This window comes from Variovorax sp. 22077, assembly GCF_052044195.1.
GTDB classification, from domain to species: domain Bacteria; phylum Pseudomonadota; class Gammaproteobacteria; order Burkholderiales; family Burkholderiaceae_C; genus Variovorax; species Variovorax atrisoli.
The window spans coordinates 56465-70361 of the sequence record NZ_JBQEQC010000008.1 but is presented as its reverse complement, the minus strand read 5'-3'; the positions used below and the strand labels follow the sequence as shown (position 1 = coordinate 70361).

22 protein-coding genes and 1 tRNA gene are annotated in these 13897 nt (G+C 64.0%); 19 read left to right on the top strand and 4 right to left on the bottom strand.

Translation table 11 applies throughout. The annotated features are described in order from the left end of the window. Positions 1–13: 13 nt before the first annotated feature. Entirely contained in the window at positions 14–499 is a 486-nt protein-coding gene (locus ACTJLF_RS13695; protein ID WP_019653964.1) for a MaoC/PaaZ C-terminal domain-containing protein, read from the top strand. Between the two features lie 16 nt (positions 500–515). On the opposite strand, the gene proC is transcribed toward ACTJLF_RS13695, so the two are convergent. Beyond that, the gene (gene proC / locus ACTJLF_RS13690) at positions 516–1373 is read right to left on the bottom strand and encodes a pyrroline-5-carboxylate reductase (RefSeq protein WP_019653965.1); all 858 of its coding nucleotides are present in this window, start codon (positions 1371–1373) and stop codon (positions 516–518) included. Next, a complete protein-coding gene (locus ACTJLF_RS13685; protein WP_132754243.1) occupies positions 1370–2551 on the bottom strand; it encodes an esterase-like activity of phytase family protein in 1182 nt (393 codons plus the stop codon). The genes proC and ACTJLF_RS13685 overlap by 4 nt, the downstream gene beginning before the upstream one ends. 220 nt (positions 2552–2771) lie before the next feature. Between ACTJLF_RS13685 and rplN the strand changes: the two genes are divergently transcribed. The 18 genes from rplN to ACTJLF_RS13595 all read left to right on the top strand — a co-directional run bounded on the left by rplN (position 2772) and on the right by ACTJLF_RS13595 (position 11704). Then, positions 2772–3140, top strand: a complete 369-nt coding sequence (gene rplN / locus ACTJLF_RS13680) for a 50S ribosomal protein L14 (protein ID WP_009124801.1) — start codon at positions 2772–2774, stop codon at positions 3138–3140. 12 nt (positions 3141–3152) lie between these two features. After that, a complete protein-coding gene (gene rplX / locus ACTJLF_RS13675; RefSeq protein ID WP_019653967.1) occupies positions 3153–3485 on the top strand; it encodes a 50S ribosomal protein L24 in 333 nt (110 codons plus the stop codon). 11 nt (positions 3486–3496) lie between these two features. Continuing rightward, on the top strand, positions 3497–4036 hold the full coding sequence (gene rplE, locus ACTJLF_RS13670) for a 50S ribosomal protein L5 (protein ID WP_019653968.1): 540 nt from the start codon (positions 3497–3499) through the stop codon (positions 4034–4036). An 8-nt stretch (positions 4037–4044) separates the two neighbouring features. After that, complete coding sequence (rpsN, locus tag ACTJLF_RS13665) at positions 4045–4350, top strand: 30S ribosomal protein S14 (RefSeq protein ID WP_019653969.1); 306 nt, start codon at positions 4045–4047, stop codon at positions 4348–4350. A 20-nt stretch (positions 4351–4370) separates the two neighbouring features. Next, positions 4371–4766: a 30S ribosomal protein S8 gene (rpsH, locus tag ACTJLF_RS13660; RefSeq protein WP_019653970.1), complete on the top strand. Its 396-nt coding sequence runs from the start codon at positions 4371–4373 to the stop codon at positions 4764–4766. A 24-nt stretch (positions 4767–4790) separates the two neighbouring features. Continuing rightward, positions 4791–5324 carry a 50S ribosomal protein L6 gene (gene rplF / locus ACTJLF_RS13655; protein WP_019653971.1) on the top strand — a complete coding sequence of 178 codons (534 nt, stop codon included), beginning with the start codon at positions 4791–4793 and terminating at the stop codon, positions 5322–5324. A gap of 14 nt (positions 5325–5338) precedes the next feature. Continuing rightward, the gene (gene rplR / locus ACTJLF_RS13650) at positions 5339–5704 is read left to right on the top strand and encodes a 50S ribosomal protein L18 (RefSeq protein ID WP_026346312.1); all 366 of its coding nucleotides are present in this window, start codon (positions 5339–5341) and stop codon (positions 5702–5704) included. An 18-nt stretch (positions 5705–5722) separates the two neighbouring features. Continuing rightward, entirely contained in the window at positions 5723–6241 is a 519-nt protein-coding gene (gene rpsE / locus ACTJLF_RS13645; RefSeq protein WP_019653973.1) for a 30S ribosomal protein S5, read from the top strand. 35 nt (positions 6242–6276) lie between these two features. Continuing rightward, entirely contained in the window at positions 6277–6459 is a 183-nt protein-coding gene (rpmD, locus tag ACTJLF_RS13640; protein WP_019653974.1) for a 50S ribosomal protein L30, read from the top strand. 11 nt (positions 6460–6470) lie between these two features. Beyond that, positions 6471–6902, top strand: a complete 432-nt coding sequence (gene rplO / locus ACTJLF_RS13635) for a 50S ribosomal protein L15 (RefSeq protein WP_019653975.1) — start codon at positions 6471–6473, stop codon at positions 6900–6902. A gap of 27 nt (positions 6903–6929) precedes the next feature. Continuing rightward, a complete protein-coding gene (gene secY / locus ACTJLF_RS13630) occupies positions 6930–8243 on the top strand; it encodes a preprotein translocase subunit SecY (protein ID WP_019653976.1) in 1314 nt (437 codons plus the stop codon). Positions 8244–8307: 64 nt separating this feature from the next. Next, positions 8308–8421 carry a 50S ribosomal protein L36 gene (gene rpmJ, locus ACTJLF_RS13625; RefSeq protein ID WP_013544106.1) on the top strand — a complete coding sequence of 38 codons (114 nt, stop codon included), beginning with the start codon at positions 8308–8310 and terminating at the stop codon, positions 8419–8421. 23 nt (positions 8422–8444) lie between these two features. Continuing rightward, complete coding sequence (gene rpsM / locus ACTJLF_RS13620; RefSeq protein WP_019653977.1) at positions 8445–8810, top strand: 30S ribosomal protein S13; 366 nt, start codon at positions 8445–8447, stop codon at positions 8808–8810. Positions 8811–8822: 12 nt separating this feature from the next. Next, complete coding sequence (rpsK, locus tag ACTJLF_RS13615; RefSeq protein WP_009124825.1) at positions 8823–9227, top strand: 30S ribosomal protein S11; 405 nt, start codon at positions 8823–8825, stop codon at positions 9225–9227. Positions 9228–9358: 131 nt separating this feature from the next. Then, positions 9359–9982 carry a 30S ribosomal protein S4 gene (gene rpsD / locus ACTJLF_RS13610; RefSeq protein ID WP_019653978.1) on the top strand — a complete coding sequence of 208 codons (624 nt, stop codon included), beginning with the start codon at positions 9359–9361 and terminating at the stop codon, positions 9980–9982. Between the two features lie 142 nt (positions 9983–10124). Next, positions 10125–11114 carry a DNA-directed RNA polymerase subunit alpha gene (locus tag ACTJLF_RS13605; protein WP_440883253.1) on the top strand — a complete coding sequence of 330 codons (990 nt, stop codon included), beginning with the start codon at positions 10125–10127 and terminating at the stop codon, positions 11112–11114. Between the two features lie 96 nt (positions 11115–11210). Beyond that, positions 11211–11609, top strand: coding sequence for a 50S ribosomal protein L17 (gene rplQ, locus ACTJLF_RS13600; protein WP_019653979.1), 399 nt, complete (start codon positions 11211–11213; stop codon positions 11607–11609). 18 nt (positions 11610–11627) lie between these two features. After that, positions 11628–11704 (top strand) — tRNA-Met (locus tag ACTJLF_RS13595). A gap of 167 nt (positions 11705–11871) precedes the next feature. On the opposite strand, the gene ACTJLF_RS13590 is transcribed toward ACTJLF_RS13595, so the two are convergent. Together ACTJLF_RS13590 and ACTJLF_RS13585 are read right to left on the bottom strand one after the other, a co-directional pair. Continuing rightward, positions 11872–12270 (bottom strand): RidA family protein, encoded by a 399-nt coding sequence (locus ACTJLF_RS13590; RefSeq protein ID WP_019654036.1) that lies wholly within the window; start codon positions 12268–12270, stop codon positions 11872–11874. Continuing rightward, the gene (locus tag ACTJLF_RS13585) at positions 12267–13892 is read right to left on the bottom strand and encodes an AMP-binding protein (RefSeq protein WP_440883252.1); all 1626 of its coding nucleotides are present in this window, start codon (positions 13890–13892) and stop codon (positions 12267–12269) included. Before ACTJLF_RS13585 ends, ACTJLF_RS13590 begins: the two co-directional genes overlap by 4 nt. Positions 13893–13897 lie beyond the last annotated feature (5 nt).

Here is a 13897-nt window from a genome sequence, read left to right as displayed (position 1 = left end):
AATCGAACCGAACATGACGTCCGACGCGCTGCTGCAGAGGCTGAAGCTCAAGATCGGCCAGGAGGGCCACTCCGGCTGGCATCGCATCACGCAGGAGATGGTCGACCGCTATTCGGAGCTCTCGGGCGACGGCGAAGGCGAGTGGATCCATCTCGACCCCGAGCGCGCCGCGCGCGAGGCCGGCTACGGCGGCACCATCGTGCAGGGCTTCTTCCAGGTGTCGCACCTGATCCGGCTGACCGGCGAGGCCATGCGCACGCTGCTGCCCTTCGACTCCAACCACGCCCTCAACTACGGCTTCGACCGCCTGCGCTTCGTGCGGCCGATGCCGGTGGGCGCGAGCTTTCGGGCGCGGGTGCGCATCGCCGACGTGACGCCGAAGGCTGGCGACAGCTTCCTGCTGAAGGAAGAGGTCTGGCTGGAACTCGAAGACGGCACCGTCACGCTGGCCGCCGAATGGCTGTTCGTGCTCGGCCCGCGCGCGCTGGCCTTGGACTGAGCCCTGCCTCGCCTCGTCAGCCGCGGCCGAATTCCTCGCCCAGTTCCGCGGCACGCTTCTGTGCCGCGCGGATCGCGGTCTTGAACTGCGACTTCACGTCCGCCGACTGCATCGAGGTGATGGCCGCGTAGGTCGTGCCGCCCTTGGAGGTCACGCGCTCGCGCAGCACCGACGGCGGCTCGGTCGCGCTGTGCGCCAGCGACGAGGCGCCCACGAAGGTGCCGATGGCGAGCCGCTGGGCCTGTTCGGGCGTGAGGCCCATCTCGACGCCGGCCTCGGTCATCGCCTCGATGAAATAGAACACGTAGGCCGGGCCGGAGCCCGACATGGCGGTGACGGCGTCGAGCGCCGGTTCGGTGTCGACCCAGAGCAGCTCGCCGGTGGGCGCCAGCAGCTGGCCGACCGTCGAGCGGTCGGCGCTCTCGACGCCAGGCCGCGCGAACAGGCCGGTCATGCCCTTGCCGACCAGTGCGGGGGTGTTGGGCATGGCGCGAACCACGCGCTCGGTGCCGAGCCAGCGCGCGATGCTGCCGGAGGGAATGCCGGCGGCCACGCTCAGATGCAGGGCCTGGGCGCCGAAGGGACGCACCGCCTTCGCGGCATCGGCGAAGGTCTGCGGCTTGACTGCCCAGACCATCACGCCGCAGCGCGACAGCGCCTCGCTCGCCTCCGGCCTGGCGACGATGCCGAAGGACTGCGCCAGCTTCGCGCGGGCTTCATCGAAAGGCTCGACGACCTCGAAGGCATCCGCCGGGGTGCCTTGCTGGATCAGGCCGCCGATGATGGCGCTGGCCATGTTGCCGCCCCCGATGAAGGCGACGGGAGGCAGCGGCGCAGGGCCGGTGCGGGGCAGGAAGGTCACGGCGATGGTCATGGTCGGTCGGCGTATTCGAAGGCGGCGAACTGGGTGATTTGAAGCGGATTGAAATTGTCGTCGCTCACGACCACCAGCATGCGCCCGCCGCCGGGCATCGGCGGGCCCCAGCACATGCCTTCGGTGTTGTCGAGCCTCGACAGGCCAAGCGCGGCGAAGTCGGCCACCAGCGTCTTGGCCGCCGGCCGGTGGTTGCCGGGCGCCAGCGCGTCGACGGCGAGCACGTCGCTGGCCGCGCGGGTGTCTATTTCATACAGGCGCAGCGAGTTGCCGCGGCCGGTGGCGTAGGCGCGCTCCAGCACCAGCATGCGGTCGGCGTCGAGCATCAGGATCTCGCTCACGCCGTTGTCGGCATAGCTGCCCGGGATCAGCGGGCGCAGCGGGATGGCGTCGGGAACGTAGGCGATCTGGCGGTCGGCCTGGCCGGTCTCCAGATCGATCCGGGTGAAGCGGCAGGGGCCCCCGGGGGCGCCAATGGTGGGTTCGGGGCCGTCCTGGATCAGGGCGTTTTCCATTCCCAGCCAGACGAAGCGGCCGTCGGGCGTGAGGCTGACGCCTTCGAAGGTCAGGTTGTCGCGCGGGCCGCGGCGCCCGGCCGGGTCGGGCTGGAACATCGCCGGCATGCGGAATTCGCGCAGAAAGCGCCCGTCGCGGGTCGATTCGTAAAGCGCCGGGCCGAATCCGCGGGCGACGTCGCCCTCGCTGGTCCACAGCAGGGTGTTGGTCGCGGGGCGCAGCCGCAGGGCCTCGGGGTCGGGCACCGGCAGGCCGTCGACCGCGTTGCGGCGGTTGGGCCAGGGGCCTCCGCCGGGGCGTTGCAACTGCACCACGCCGACCGGCTCCGGCGGCGCGACCTGCGGGGAGGGCCAGCGCGCGGTGTAGTAGCGCACGGGAGCGAGATCCGATCGGTCATCGCTGATGAGCAGGTACTCACCTCGGACCGGGTCGTAGTCGATGCCCGAAAGGCCTCCAGCCGTGGTTCCCTCTATATGAAGGCGGTGCGGCCAGCGTGCCTCGGCGAGGAGGCGCAGCCGGCCTGCGTCCGGTTTCGGCGTCGCTGCGCCCTTGCAGCCGGGGAGTGCCAATAGCCCCCCGAGCCCCGCCAGGCCGGCACCGCCGGCCAGCAGCAGGCGCCGCCGCAGCAGCGATGAGGTCGAAAGGGTGGTTTTTCCGGGCATGCGCACGCCCCGCAGTCTAGTGGCTGCATTTGCGGGCATGCAGGCCTGTTGACTTCCGGCTTCTTGCGTGCAACAATCGCGGGCTTCGCTTTCAAAAGGCGGAGCTTTCAGCCCAAAGCGGAAGTGCCCCGAGTGGTTCGGGGTATGGACGACGGGCCCAAGACTGACTGATTTGCCTCCCTCCTGGAGGCGCATCGGTACAAGTTGGGAATATCAAGAAATGATCCAAACTGAATCCCGGCTCGAAGTGGCCGACAACACGGGCGCGAAATCCGTCCTGTGTATCAAGGTGCTCGGTGGCTCCAAGCGGCGTTACGCCAGCGTGGGCGACGTCATCAAGGTCAGCATCAAGGAAGCCGCTCCGCGTGGTCGCGTCAAGAAGGGCGAGATCTACAGCGCTGTGGTGGTGCGTACCGCCAAGGGCATCCGCCGCGCCGACGGCTCGCTCGTGAAATTCGACGGCAACGCAGCAGTGTTGCTCAACGCCAAGCTGGAGCCCATCGGCACCCGCATCTTCGGACCGGTCACGCGCGAACTGCGCACCGAGAAGTTCATGAAGATCGTGTCGCTGGCCCCCGAAGTTCTCTAAGGACGCAACGCCATGAACAAGATTCGCAAGGGCGACCAGGTCATCGTGTTGGCCGGCCGCGACAAGGGCAAGCGAGGCACCGTCTCGCTGCGCAAGGACGACTCGCATGTGGTCGTCGAAGGCATCAACCTCGTCAAGAAGCACACCAAGCCGAACCCTCTGAAGGGTACGACCGGTGGCATCGTCGAGAAGGCCATGCCGATTCACCAATCCAACGTGGCGATCTTCAACGCCGCGACCGGCAAGGCCGATCGCGTGGGCGTCAAGGTCACCCAGGATGCTGACGGCAAGCGCGTGGCTGTTCGCGTGTTCAAGTCGAGCGGCGAAGAAATCAAGTTCGCCTAAGAGGTACTCACATGGCACGTCTCCAACAACACTATCGCGAAAAAATCGCGAAAGACCTGACGGAAAAGTTCGGCTACACGTCGCCGATGCAGGTCCCGCGCCTCACCAAGATCACCCTGAACATGGGTGTGGGTGAAGCTGTCGCCGACAAGAAGGTTCTCGAGAACGCAGTCGCCGACCTGACCAAGATCGCTGGCCAGAAGCCCGTGGTCACCAAGTCGAAGAAGGCCATCGCCGGCTTCAAGATCCGTGAGAACCAGCCGATCGGCTGCATGGTCACGCTGCGTGGCGTGCACATGTACGAGTTCCTGGATCGCTTCGTGACCATCGCGCTGCCGCGCGTTCGCGACTTCCGTGGTATCTCCGGCCGGGCTTTCGACGGTCGTGGCAACTACAACATCGGCGTCAAGGAACAGATCATTTTCCCCGAGATCGAGTACGACAAGGTCGATGCCCTGCGCGGTCTCAATATCAGCATCACGACGACGGCCAAGACCGACGAAGAAGCCAAGGCGCTTCTGGCCGGCTTCCGTTTCCCGTTCAAGAACTGAGGTGACCTGTGGCTAAAGCATCTTTGATCCAGCGCGAACTCAAGCGCGACAAGCTGGTTGCCAAGTTCGCAGCGAAGCACGCCGAACTGAAGGCGGCTTCCAACGACCTGAAGAAGACCGAGGAAGAGCGCGCCGCTGCTCGCCTGGCGCTGCAGAAGCTGCCGCGCAACGCGAACCCCACGCGCCAGCGCAACCGTTGCGAAATCACCGGTCGTCCCCGTGGCACCTTCCGTCAATTCGGTCTGGCCCGCGCCAAGATCCGCGAACTGGCTTTCAACGGCGACATCCCCGGTGTCACCAAGGCCAGCTGGTAAGCCAGGCAGGAGCAAACAACATGAGCATGAGTGATCCCATTGCCGACCTGCTGACGCGTATCCGCAACGCGCAGATGGTGGCGAAGCCCACCGTGTCGGTCCCGTCTTCGAAGGTGAAGGTCGCGATCGCACAAGTCCTGAAGGACGAGGGCTACATCGACGGCTTCCAGGTCAAGACCGAAGCCGGCAAGAGCGAACTGGAAATCTCGCTGAAGTACTACGCTGGCCGTCCGGTCATCGAGCGCATCGAGCGTGTGAGCCGCCCTGGCCTGCGTGTCTACAAGGCCAGCGCTTCCATTCCGCAAGTCCAGAACGGCCTCGGCGTCGCCATCGTCACGACCCCCAAGGGCGTGATGACCGACCGCAAGGCCCGCGCCTCCGGTGTCGGCGGCGAAGTTCTGTGCTACGTCGCCTAACCGAGACATCGAGGAGTAACTGAAATGTCCCGAGTAGGAAAATCGCCGGTCGCCATCCCCGCAGGCGTGGATGTGTCGATCAAGGAAGACCAGATCAGCGTCAAGGGTACGGGCGGCACGCTCAACCTGTCGCGCAACGCGCTGGTCAACGTCGTCAGCAAGGACGGCAAGCTGAGCTTCGAGCCCGCCAACGAATCGCGTGAAGCCAACGCGATGAGCGGCACGGTTCGCCAGCTCGTGAACAACATGGTGGTCGGTGTGACCAAGGGCTTCGAGAAGAAGCTCAGCCTGATCGGCGTGGGCTACAAGGCCGCTGCCCAGGGCGCCAAGCTGAACCTCCAGGTCGGCTACTCGCACCCCGTCAACATCGACATGCCCCAGGGCATCACGGTGACGACGCCCACCCCGACCGAAGTCGTGATCAAGGGTGCCGACCGCCAGCGCGTCGGCCAGGTGGCCGCTGAGATCCGTGCCGTTCGTCCGCCAGAGCCGTACAAGGGCAAGGGCATCCGCTATGCGGACGAGAAGATCGTGATCAAAGAGACCAAGAAGAAGTAAGGGGCAGCAAAATGATGTTGACCAAAAAAGCACAGCGTCTCCGCCGCTCGCGCCAGACCCGCATCCGCATTGCGACGCAGGGCGTGGCCCGTCTGACGGTGAACCGCACCAACCTGCACATCTACGCCACCGTCATCTCCGGCGACGGCGCCAAGGTGATTGCAACCGCATCGACGGCAGAAGCCGAAGTGCGTACCTCGCTCGGCGGTTCGGGCAAGGGCGGCAATGCCGCTGCAGCCACCGCCGTCGGCAAGCGCATCGCTGAAAAGGCGAAGGCTGCCGGCATCGAGAAGGTCGCATTCGACCGCGCAGGTTTCGCCTACCACGGCCGCGTCAAGGCGCTGGCCGAAGCCGCCCGCGAAGCCGGCCTGCAGTTCTAACCGGACACGAGATTCAAAATGGCAAAGATTCAGGCAAGAACGCAGAACGAAGGCCCCGAGGACGGTTTGCGCGAGAAGATGATCGCGATCAACCGCGTCACCAAGGTGGTGAAGGGTGGTCGTATCCTCGGTTTCGCAGCGCTGACCGTGGTCGGTGACGGCGATGGCCGCGTCGGCATGGGCAAGGGCAAGTCGAAGGAAGTGCCCGCTGCAGTGCAGAAGGCAATGGAAGAAGCGCGTCGCAACCTGCTGAAGGTTTCGATCAAGAACGGCACGCTGCACCACCAGGTGCAGGGCCACCACGGCGCTTCGACGGTCGTGATGTACCCGGCTCCCAAGGGTACCGGCATCATCGCCGGCGGCCCGATGCGCGCCGTGTTCGAAGTGATGGGCATCACCGACATCGTGGCCAAGAGCCATGGTTCGTCGAACCCGTACAACATGGTTCGCGCCACGCTCGACGGGTTGAAGAACTCGACGACCGCCAGCGAAGTGGCTGCCAAGCGCGGCCTGACCGTCGAAGAAATCTTCGCCTGAGCGCAGGCCGTCGCAAGCCTCAAGGAAGCATTCAAATGACGCAACAACAGACCCTCAAGGTGCAACTGGTCAAGAGCCCGATCGGCACCAAGGAATCGCATCGCGCGACCGTGCGCGGCCTCGGCCTGCGCAAGCTCAACAGCGTGAGCGAGCTGCAAGACACGCCCGCGGTGCGCGGCATGATCAACAAGATCAGTTATCTGGTCAAAGTCCTGTAAGAGAGACTGATATGGAACTCAATGGCATCAAGCCGGCGGATGGCGCCAAGCACGCCAAGCGCCGTGTCGGCCGCGGTATCGGTTCCGGCCTGGGCAAGACCTCGGGTCGCGGCCACAAGGGCCAGAAGTCGCGCGCAGGCGGTTTCCACAAGGTCGGCTTCGAAGGCGGTCAAATGCCGCTGCAGCGTCGCCTGCCGAAGCGTGGTTTCAAGTCGCACCTGCTGAAGTTCAACGCCGAAGTCACGCTGACCGCTCTCGAGCAGCTCGGCCTGGCCGAAGTGGACATCCTGGCGCTGAAGCAAGCCGGCCTCGTGGGCCAGCTCGCCAAGGTCGTCAAGGTCGTGAAGACCGGTGAGCTCACCAAGGCCGTCAAGCTGACGGGCGTGGGCGCAACGGCTGGCGCCAAGGCTGCCATCGAAGCCGCCGGCGGCAGCATCGCCTGATCATCATCGGACTGAAAGAAGTTCTTCGTGGCAACTAACGCGGCAACGATCGCAAAGACAGGCAAGTTCGGTGACCTCCGTCGCCGGCTCGTCTTCTTGCTGCTCGCGCTCGTGGTCTACCGGATCGGCGCCCACATCCCTGTGCCGGGTATCAACCCGGACCAGCTGGCTGCGCTGTTCCAGGGCCAGCAGGGCGGCATTCTGAGCCTGTTCAACATGTTCTCGGGCGGGGCGCTGTCGCGCTTCACTGTGTTCGCGTTGGGGATCATGCCGTACATCTCGGCGTCGATCATCATGCAGCTGATGACCTACGTGCTTCCGACCTTCGAGCAATTGAAGAAGGAAGGCGAGGCCGGTCGCCGCAAGATCACGCAGTACACGCGCTACGGCGCGCTGGGCCTGGCCCTCTTCCAGTCGTTCAGCATCGCGGTGGCTCTCGAGTCGTCGGCCGGCCTGGTGATTTCGCCCGGCTTCGGCTTCCGCATCACCGCCATGGTGAGCCTGACGGCAGGCTCCATGTTCCTGATGTGGCTCGGCGAGCAGATCACCGAACGCGGCCTGGGCAACGGCATCTCGATCCTGATCTTCGCGGGTATCGCGGCCGGCCTGCCGAACGCCATCGGCGGCCTGCTGGAGCTGGTGCGTACCGGCGCCATGAACGTGATCGTCGCGCTCTTCATCGTCGCCGTGGTGGTGCTGGTCACCTACTTCGTGGTGTTCGTTGAACGCGGCCAGCGCAAGATCCTCGTGAACTATGCGCGGCGCCAGGTTGGCAACAAGGTGTATGGCGGCCAGTCGTCGCACCTGCCGCTGAAGCTGAACATGGCCGGTGTGATCCCGCCGATCTTCGCCTCGTCGATCATCCTGCTGCCGGCAACGGTGGTCGGCTGGTTCAGCACCGGCGACGGCGGCTTCCGCTGGATCAAGGATGTCGCCAGCGCGCTGCGTCCCGGCGAGCCGATCTACGTGCTGCTGTATGCCGCTGCGATCGTTTTCTTCTGCTTCTTCTACACGGCGCTCGTGTTCAACAGCAAGGAAACGGCCGACAACCTGAAGAAGAGTGGGGCATTCATCCCTGGCATCCGCCCGGGTGACCAGACCGCTCGCTACATCGACAAGATTCTGGTTCGCCTGACGCTGGCGGGCGCGGTGTACATCACCTTCGTCTGCCTGCTGCCAGAGTTCCTGATCCTGAAGTACAACGTGCCGTTCTACTTCGGTGGTACCTCCCTGCTGATCATCGTGGTCGTCACGATGGACTTCATGGCCCAGGTGCAAAACTACATGATGTCCCAGCAGTACGAATCGCTGCTGAAGAAGGCGAACTTCAAGACATCGTAGGGCTGTGTTTCAGTATTGAGTCCGGGCGGTAGACCGCCACGTTAAACAGTTTTAGGAGAGTGAAATGAGAGTTTCGGCCTCGGTCAAAACCATCTGCCGTAATTGCAAGGTCATCCGCCGCAAGGGTGTGGTGCGCGTGATCTGCACCGACCCGCGCCACAAGCAGCGCCAGGGTTGATTGAAGAGTATTAGAGGACGCACATGGCACGTATTGCTGGCATCAACATCCCGCCGCACAAGCACGCTGAGATCGGCCTGACCGCCATCTTCGGCATCGGTCGCACCCGCGCCCGCAAGATCTGCGAAGCGAGCGGCATCGAGTATTCGAAGAAGATCAAGGATCTGACCGACGCCGATCTCGAGAAGATCCGCGACCAGATCGCCCTGTTCACGATCGAAGGCGACCTGCGTCGCGAGACGACGATGAACATCAAGCGCCTGATGGACATCGGCTGCTACCGCGGCTTCCGTCATCGTCGCGGCCTGCCGATGCGCGGCCAGCGCACGCGCACCAACGCCCGCACCCGCAAGGGTCCGCGCAAGGCTGCGCAGTCCCTGAAGAAATAAGGATAGAACAGCATGGCTAAAGCACCTGCAAACAACGCCGCTCAGCGCGTTCGCAAGAAGGTTCGCAAGAACGTCGCGGACGGTATCGCTCACGTGCACGCTTCGTTCAACAACACCATCATCACGATCACCGATCGCCAGGGCAACGCCCTGTCGTGGGCTTCGTCGGGTGGCCAGGGCTTCAAGGGCTCGCGCAAGTCGACGCCGTTCGCTGCGCAGGTCGCTTCCGAAGTGGCCGGCCGTGCTGCTGTCGAACAAGGCATCAAGAACCTCGACGTCGAGATCAAGGGCCCCGGCCCCGGTCGCGAATCGTCGGTGCGCGCACTGGCTGCGCTCGGCATCCGGATCAATTCCATTGCCGACGTGACGCCCGTTCCGCACAACGGCTGCCGTCCCCAGAAGCGTCGCCGCATCTGATCGTCAGTCCGCAAGGCGCAGCCGGCTTTGAATAGCGGCTGCGCGTTTGTTTTTTTACTAAGCCCACCGCCATCGGCAAATCGCTGCTGGCTCCCGCAGGCAACTGCGGCAGATGACACAAAGGAAAAATCGTGGCACGTTACCTCGGCCCCAAGGCCAAACTTTCCCGCCGTGAAGGCACCGACCTGTTCCTGAAGAGCGCTCGCCGTTCGATCCAGGACAAGGCCAAGTTCGACTCCAAGCCCGGCCAACACGGTCGCACCTCGGGTCAGCGCACCTCCGACTACGGTCTGCAGCTGCGCGAGAAGCAGAAGGTCAAGCGCATGTACGGCGTGCTCGAGAAGCAGTTCCGCCGCTACTTCGAAGAAGCCGATCGCCGCCGTGGCAACACCGGTGCCAACCTGCTGTCGATCCTCGAATCGCGCCTGGACAACGTCGTCTACCGCATGGGCTTCGGCTCGACCCGCGCCGAAGCGCGCCAGCTCGTGTCGCACAAGGCGATCACGGTGAACGGCCAGTCGGTCAACATCCCGTCGTACCTGGTCAAGACCGGCGACGTGATCGCCGTGCGCGAGAAGTCGAAGAAGCAGACCCGCGTTGTCGAAGCACTGCAACTCGCCCAGCAAGTCGGTATTCCGGCATGGGTCGACGTGAATGCCGACAAGGCCGAAGGCACGTTCAAGAAGGTGCCCGATCGCGACGAATTCGCAGCCGACATCAACGAATCGCTGATCGTCGAACTGTATTCGCGTTGATTTTTTCTACCCGCCTGCGCTTTCACGCGCCGGCGGGAGATTGTTTTTGTTGTTCACGTTCCTGTTCCGCGCTTTGCCGCGGCTCAGGTGCTTCACCAGCCTTACCGGTGTAACGAGCCGGGGGTATTGAGAGGAAGTCTGCATGCAAACCACCCTGCTGAAACCCAAGACCATCCAGGTCGAGCAACTTGCCGCCAACAAGGCCAAGGTGACGCTCGAGCCTTTCGAGCGTGGCTATGGCCACACGCTCGGCAACGCGCTGCGTCGCGTGCTGCTGTCGTCCATGGTGGGCTACTCGGCCACCGAAGTCACGATCGCTGGCGTTCTGCATGAGTACTCGTCGATCGACGGCGTGCAGGAAGATGTCGTCAACATCCTGCTGAATCTCAAGGGCGTGGTGTTCAAGCTCCACAACCGCGACGAAGTCACGCTGAGCCTGCGCAAGGACGGCGAAGGTCCGGTGCTGGCATCCGACATCCAGACCCCGCACGACGTCGAGATCGTCAACCCCGACCACGTGATCGCCCACCTGTCGCAAGGCGGCAAGCTCGACATGCAGATCAAGGTCGAGAAGGGCCGCGGCTACGTGCCCGGCACGATGCGCCGCTATGCGGACGAGCCGACCAAGTCGATCGGCCGCATCGTCCTCGACGCTTCGTTCTCGCCCGTCAAGCGCGTGAGCTACACCGTCGAGAGCGCCCGCGTGGAGCAGCGCACCGACCTGGACAAGCTGCTGGTCGAGATCGAGACCAACGGTGCGATCACCGCCGAAGACGCTGTGCGCGCATCGGCTAAAATCCTGGTCGAGCAGCTCGCCGTGTTCGCGCAGCTCGAAGGCGGCGAACTCGCTGCGTTCGATGCTCCGGCTCCGCGCAGCGCACAGCAGTTCGATCCGATCCTGCTGCGCCCTGTCGACGAACTCGAACTGACGGTGCGTTCGGCCAACTGCCTGAAGGCCGAAAACATCTACTACATCGGTGACCTGATCCAGCGCACCGAGAACGAACTGCTCAAGACCCCGAACCTGGGTCGCAAGTCGCTCAACGAAATCAAGGAAGTGCTCGCCTCGCGTGGCCTGACCTTGGGCATGAAGCTCGAAAGCTGGCCGCCGGCCGGCCTCGACAAGCGTTGATTATTTGAATTTTGGAAAGAGGCCCCCTGAAAAGGGCCAGTGCACCGGGCAGTACCTGACACGGCTGCCTGTTTTTATAAAGTAAAGGAAAGCACCATGCGTCACGGACACGGACTCCGCAAACTCAACCGCACCAGCTCGCACCGCCTCGCGATGCTGCAGAACATGATGAATTCGCTCATCGAGCACGAAGTCATCAAGACCACGGTCCCCAAGGCCAAGGAACTGCGCCGCGTCATCGAGCCGATGATCACCCTGGCCAAGAAGCCTACCGTCGCCAACAAGCGCCTGGCCTTCGACCGCCTGCGCAACCGCGACAGCGTCGTGAAGCTCTTCGGCGACCTCGGCCCGCGTTTCGCAACGCGTCCGGGCGGCTACACCCGCATCCTGAAGATGGGTTTCCGCGTTGGCGACAATGCACCCATGGCGCTCGTCGAACTGGTTGATCGTCCTGAAATTAAAGAAGACGCAGCCGAGCAAAACGCCGCTGAATAAGCTATAATCTAAGTCTGCCGCGCGATGGAGCAGCCTGGTAGCTCGTTGGGCTCATAACCCAAAGGTCGCAAGTTCAAATCTTGCTCGCGCAACCAAATTGAAAGGCCCTTTGAGAAATCAAAGGGCCTTTTTCTTTTTCGCTCTTTTGTCGTTCTTTCTTTGCCGATCCGCTGCCGCCAAAGGCAAAAGGAATCGGACAAGGAATCGCAAAAAGAAATGCCCTCGCAATGAGGGCATTCCTGTTTTGGCCCGGCGATAAGGGTCAGTCCGGAACGACCGCAGTCACCTCGATCTCGACCTTCGCCCGATGCTCCACCAGTGCCGCGACCTGCACGCAGGTCATGGCCGGGAAGTTGCGGCCCATCGCTTCGCGGTAGACCGGGCCGAGTTCGCCCAGCCGCCGGCTGTATTCGTCGCGGTCCGTCACGTACCAGGTCATGCGGACCATGTGCTCGGGACCGGCGCCGCCTGCGCGCAGCACTTCAACGATGTTGCGCAGCGCCTGGCCGCACTGGTCGATGAAGTCGTCCGATTCGAACTGCTGCTGTGCATTCCAGCCGATCTGGCCGCCGATGAACAGCATCGTTCCGCGCGCGGCGACGCCGTTCGCATAGCCCTTGGGAGGCAGCCAGCCTTCGGGTTGCAGGAGTTTGTTGATCATGATGTCGTTGTGTTGGGTTGTCTCAGTTTGAATCGCTGGAGCTTGCCGGTTTCGGTGCGCGGCAGCGCCGGCACGAACTCGATCTCCCTCGGGTATTTGAACGGCGCGATGGTCGCCTTCACGTGGTCCTGCAGTGTCTTCACGAGGGCGGCATTGCCTTCGTTGCCCGGCTTGAGGACGCAGAACGCCTTCACGATCATGCCGCGCTCCGGATCGGGCTTGCCGATCACACCGCACTCGGCCACCGCAGGGTGCTTGAGCAGCGCGTCCTCGACCTCCGGACCGCCGACGTTGTAGCCGGCTGTGATGATCATGTCGTCGGCGCGCGCCTGGTAGAAGAAGTAGCCGTCGTCGTCCTGCACGAAGGAATCGCCCGGATAGTTCCAGCCGTTCTTCACGTAGTCGGTCTGCCGTGGATCGTCGAGATAGCGGCAGCCCACGGGCCCCTGCAGCGCGAGCTTGCCGACCGTTCCGCGCGGCACTTCGTTGCCCTGGTTGTCCACCACCTTCGCGGTGAAGCCCGGCACGACCTTTCCGACCGCGCCACGGCGCACGTCGGCGCCCGCGGCCGAGATGTAGATGTGGAAGACCTCGGTGCCCCCGATGCCGTCGAGCATCTCGATGCCGGAGGCCTCCTTCCACAGCTGCCGCGTGGCGTCGGGCAGGGCTTCGCCGGCGCTCACGCTGATGCGAAGAGTGGGCATGCCGTGCTGCCTCACGAACGGCGCCATCTGGCGATAGAACGTGGGCGCCGTGTAGCAGATGGTCGCGCCGACCTCGTTGATGAGCTTCACCAGCCCTTCGGGCGTGAACGGCGCATCGGGGAAGTAGACGGAGGCGCCGGCCCACATCGGAAACACCAGCAGTCCGCCGAGCCCGAAGGTGAAGGCCAGCGGCGGCGAGCCCACGACGATGTCGTCGCTGCGCGCGCGCAGCACGTGGCGTGGCCAGGTCTGGCACATCGCGAGCACGTCGCGATGCGTGGTGACAGGGGCCTTCGGTTTGCCTGTGGTGCCCGAGGTGAAAGCCAGCAGCGCGATGTCGTCCGACGCCGTGGGGCAGGCCTGGAACACGCCGCTCTTCTTCGCTGCGCGCGCCGACAGCGAGTCGTCGGCGTCGGTCTTGTTGAATGCCACCACCGTGGCGAGCACCGGATGCTCCCGCTGTGCGATCGCCAGCTCTTCGAGCAGTCGCCCGTCGCACAGTGCGGCCACGGGCTGGGCCTTCTCGATGATGTCGCCCAGCTCCTTGGCGCGCAGCAGCGGCATCGTCGCCACCGCGATCAGCCCGGCCTTCACCACTGCGAGCCATGCGAGGGCCATGGCCACCGAATTGCCGCCGCGCAGCAGCACGCGGTTGCCCGGCACCAGCTTGAGATCCTCGACCAGCACCTGCGCGATGCGATTGACCTCGACGGCCGCCTGCGCATAGGTCAGCGTGCCCTGCGGCGAGCGCAGCATCGGCTTGTCGCCGAAGCCCTTCGCCGCAGCCTTGTCGAGCAGTTCCTCGACCAGGTTGAGCTGGTCGGGCAACTGCAGCTCGGGCAGTTCGTAGCGAAAGACGGGCAGCTGTGCCGCGGGCGGCAAGCGGTCGTGAACGAAGCGGTCGACTTGGGCAGACACGGTGT

Bases quoted from the DNA above. Each gene is read 5' to 3' on its own strand.
- ACTJLF_RS13695 (WP_019653964.1), top strand. From the start codon at position 14: ATGACGTCCGACGCGCTGCTGCAGAGGCTGAAGCTCAAGATCGGCCAG.
- proC (WP_019653965.1), bottom strand. From the start codon at position 1,373: ATGACCATCGCCGTGACCTTCCTGCCCCGCACCGGCCCTGCGCCGCTG.
- ACTJLF_RS13685 (WP_132754243.1), bottom strand. From the start codon at position 2,551: ATGCCCGGAAAAACCACCCTTTCGACCTCATCGCTGCTGCGGCGGCGC.
- rplN (WP_009124801.1), top strand. From the start codon at position 2,772: ATGATCCAAACTGAATCCCGGCTCGAAGTGGCCGACAACACGGGCGCG.
- rplX (WP_019653967.1), top strand. From the start codon at position 3,153: ATGAACAAGATTCGCAAGGGCGACCAGGTCATCGTGTTGGCCGGCCGC.
- rplE (WP_019653968.1), top strand. From the start codon at position 3,497: ATGGCACGTCTCCAACAACACTATCGCGAAAAAATCGCGAAAGACCTG.
- rpsH (WP_019653970.1), top strand. From the start codon at position 4,371: ATGAGCATGAGTGATCCCATTGCCGACCTGCTGACGCGTATCCGCAAC.
- rplF (WP_019653971.1), top strand. From the start codon at position 4,791: ATGTCCCGAGTAGGAAAATCGCCGGTCGCCATCCCCGCAGGCGTGGAT.
- rplR (WP_026346312.1), top strand. From the start codon at position 5,339: ATGTTGACCAAAAAAGCACAGCGTCTCCGCCGCTCGCGCCAGACCCGC.
- rpsE (WP_019653973.1), top strand. From the start codon at position 5,723: ATGGCAAAGATTCAGGCAAGAACGCAGAACGAAGGCCCCGAGGACGGT.
- rpmD (WP_019653974.1), top strand. From the start codon at position 6,277: ATGACGCAACAACAGACCCTCAAGGTGCAACTGGTCAAGAGCCCGATC.
- rplO (WP_019653975.1), top strand. From the start codon at position 6,471: ATGGAACTCAATGGCATCAAGCCGGCGGATGGCGCCAAGCACGCCAAG.
- rpmJ (WP_013544106.1), top strand. From the start codon at position 8,308: ATGAGAGTTTCGGCCTCGGTCAAAACCATCTGCCGTAATTGCAAGGTC.
- rpsM (WP_019653977.1), top strand. From the start codon at position 8,445: ATGGCACGTATTGCTGGCATCAACATCCCGCCGCACAAGCACGCTGAG.
- rpsK (WP_009124825.1), top strand. From the start codon at position 8,823: ATGGCTAAAGCACCTGCAAACAACGCCGCTCAGCGCGTTCGCAAGAAG.
- ACTJLF_RS13605 (WP_440883253.1), top strand. From the start codon at position 10,125: ATGCAAACCACCCTGCTGAAACCCAAGACCATCCAGGTCGAGCAACTT.
- rplQ (WP_019653979.1), top strand. From the start codon at position 11,211: ATGCGTCACGGACACGGACTCCGCAAACTCAACCGCACCAGCTCGCAC.
- ACTJLF_RS13590 (WP_019654036.1), bottom strand. From the start codon at position 12,270: ATGATCAACAAACTCCTGCAACCCGAAGGCTGGCTGCCTCCCAAGGGC.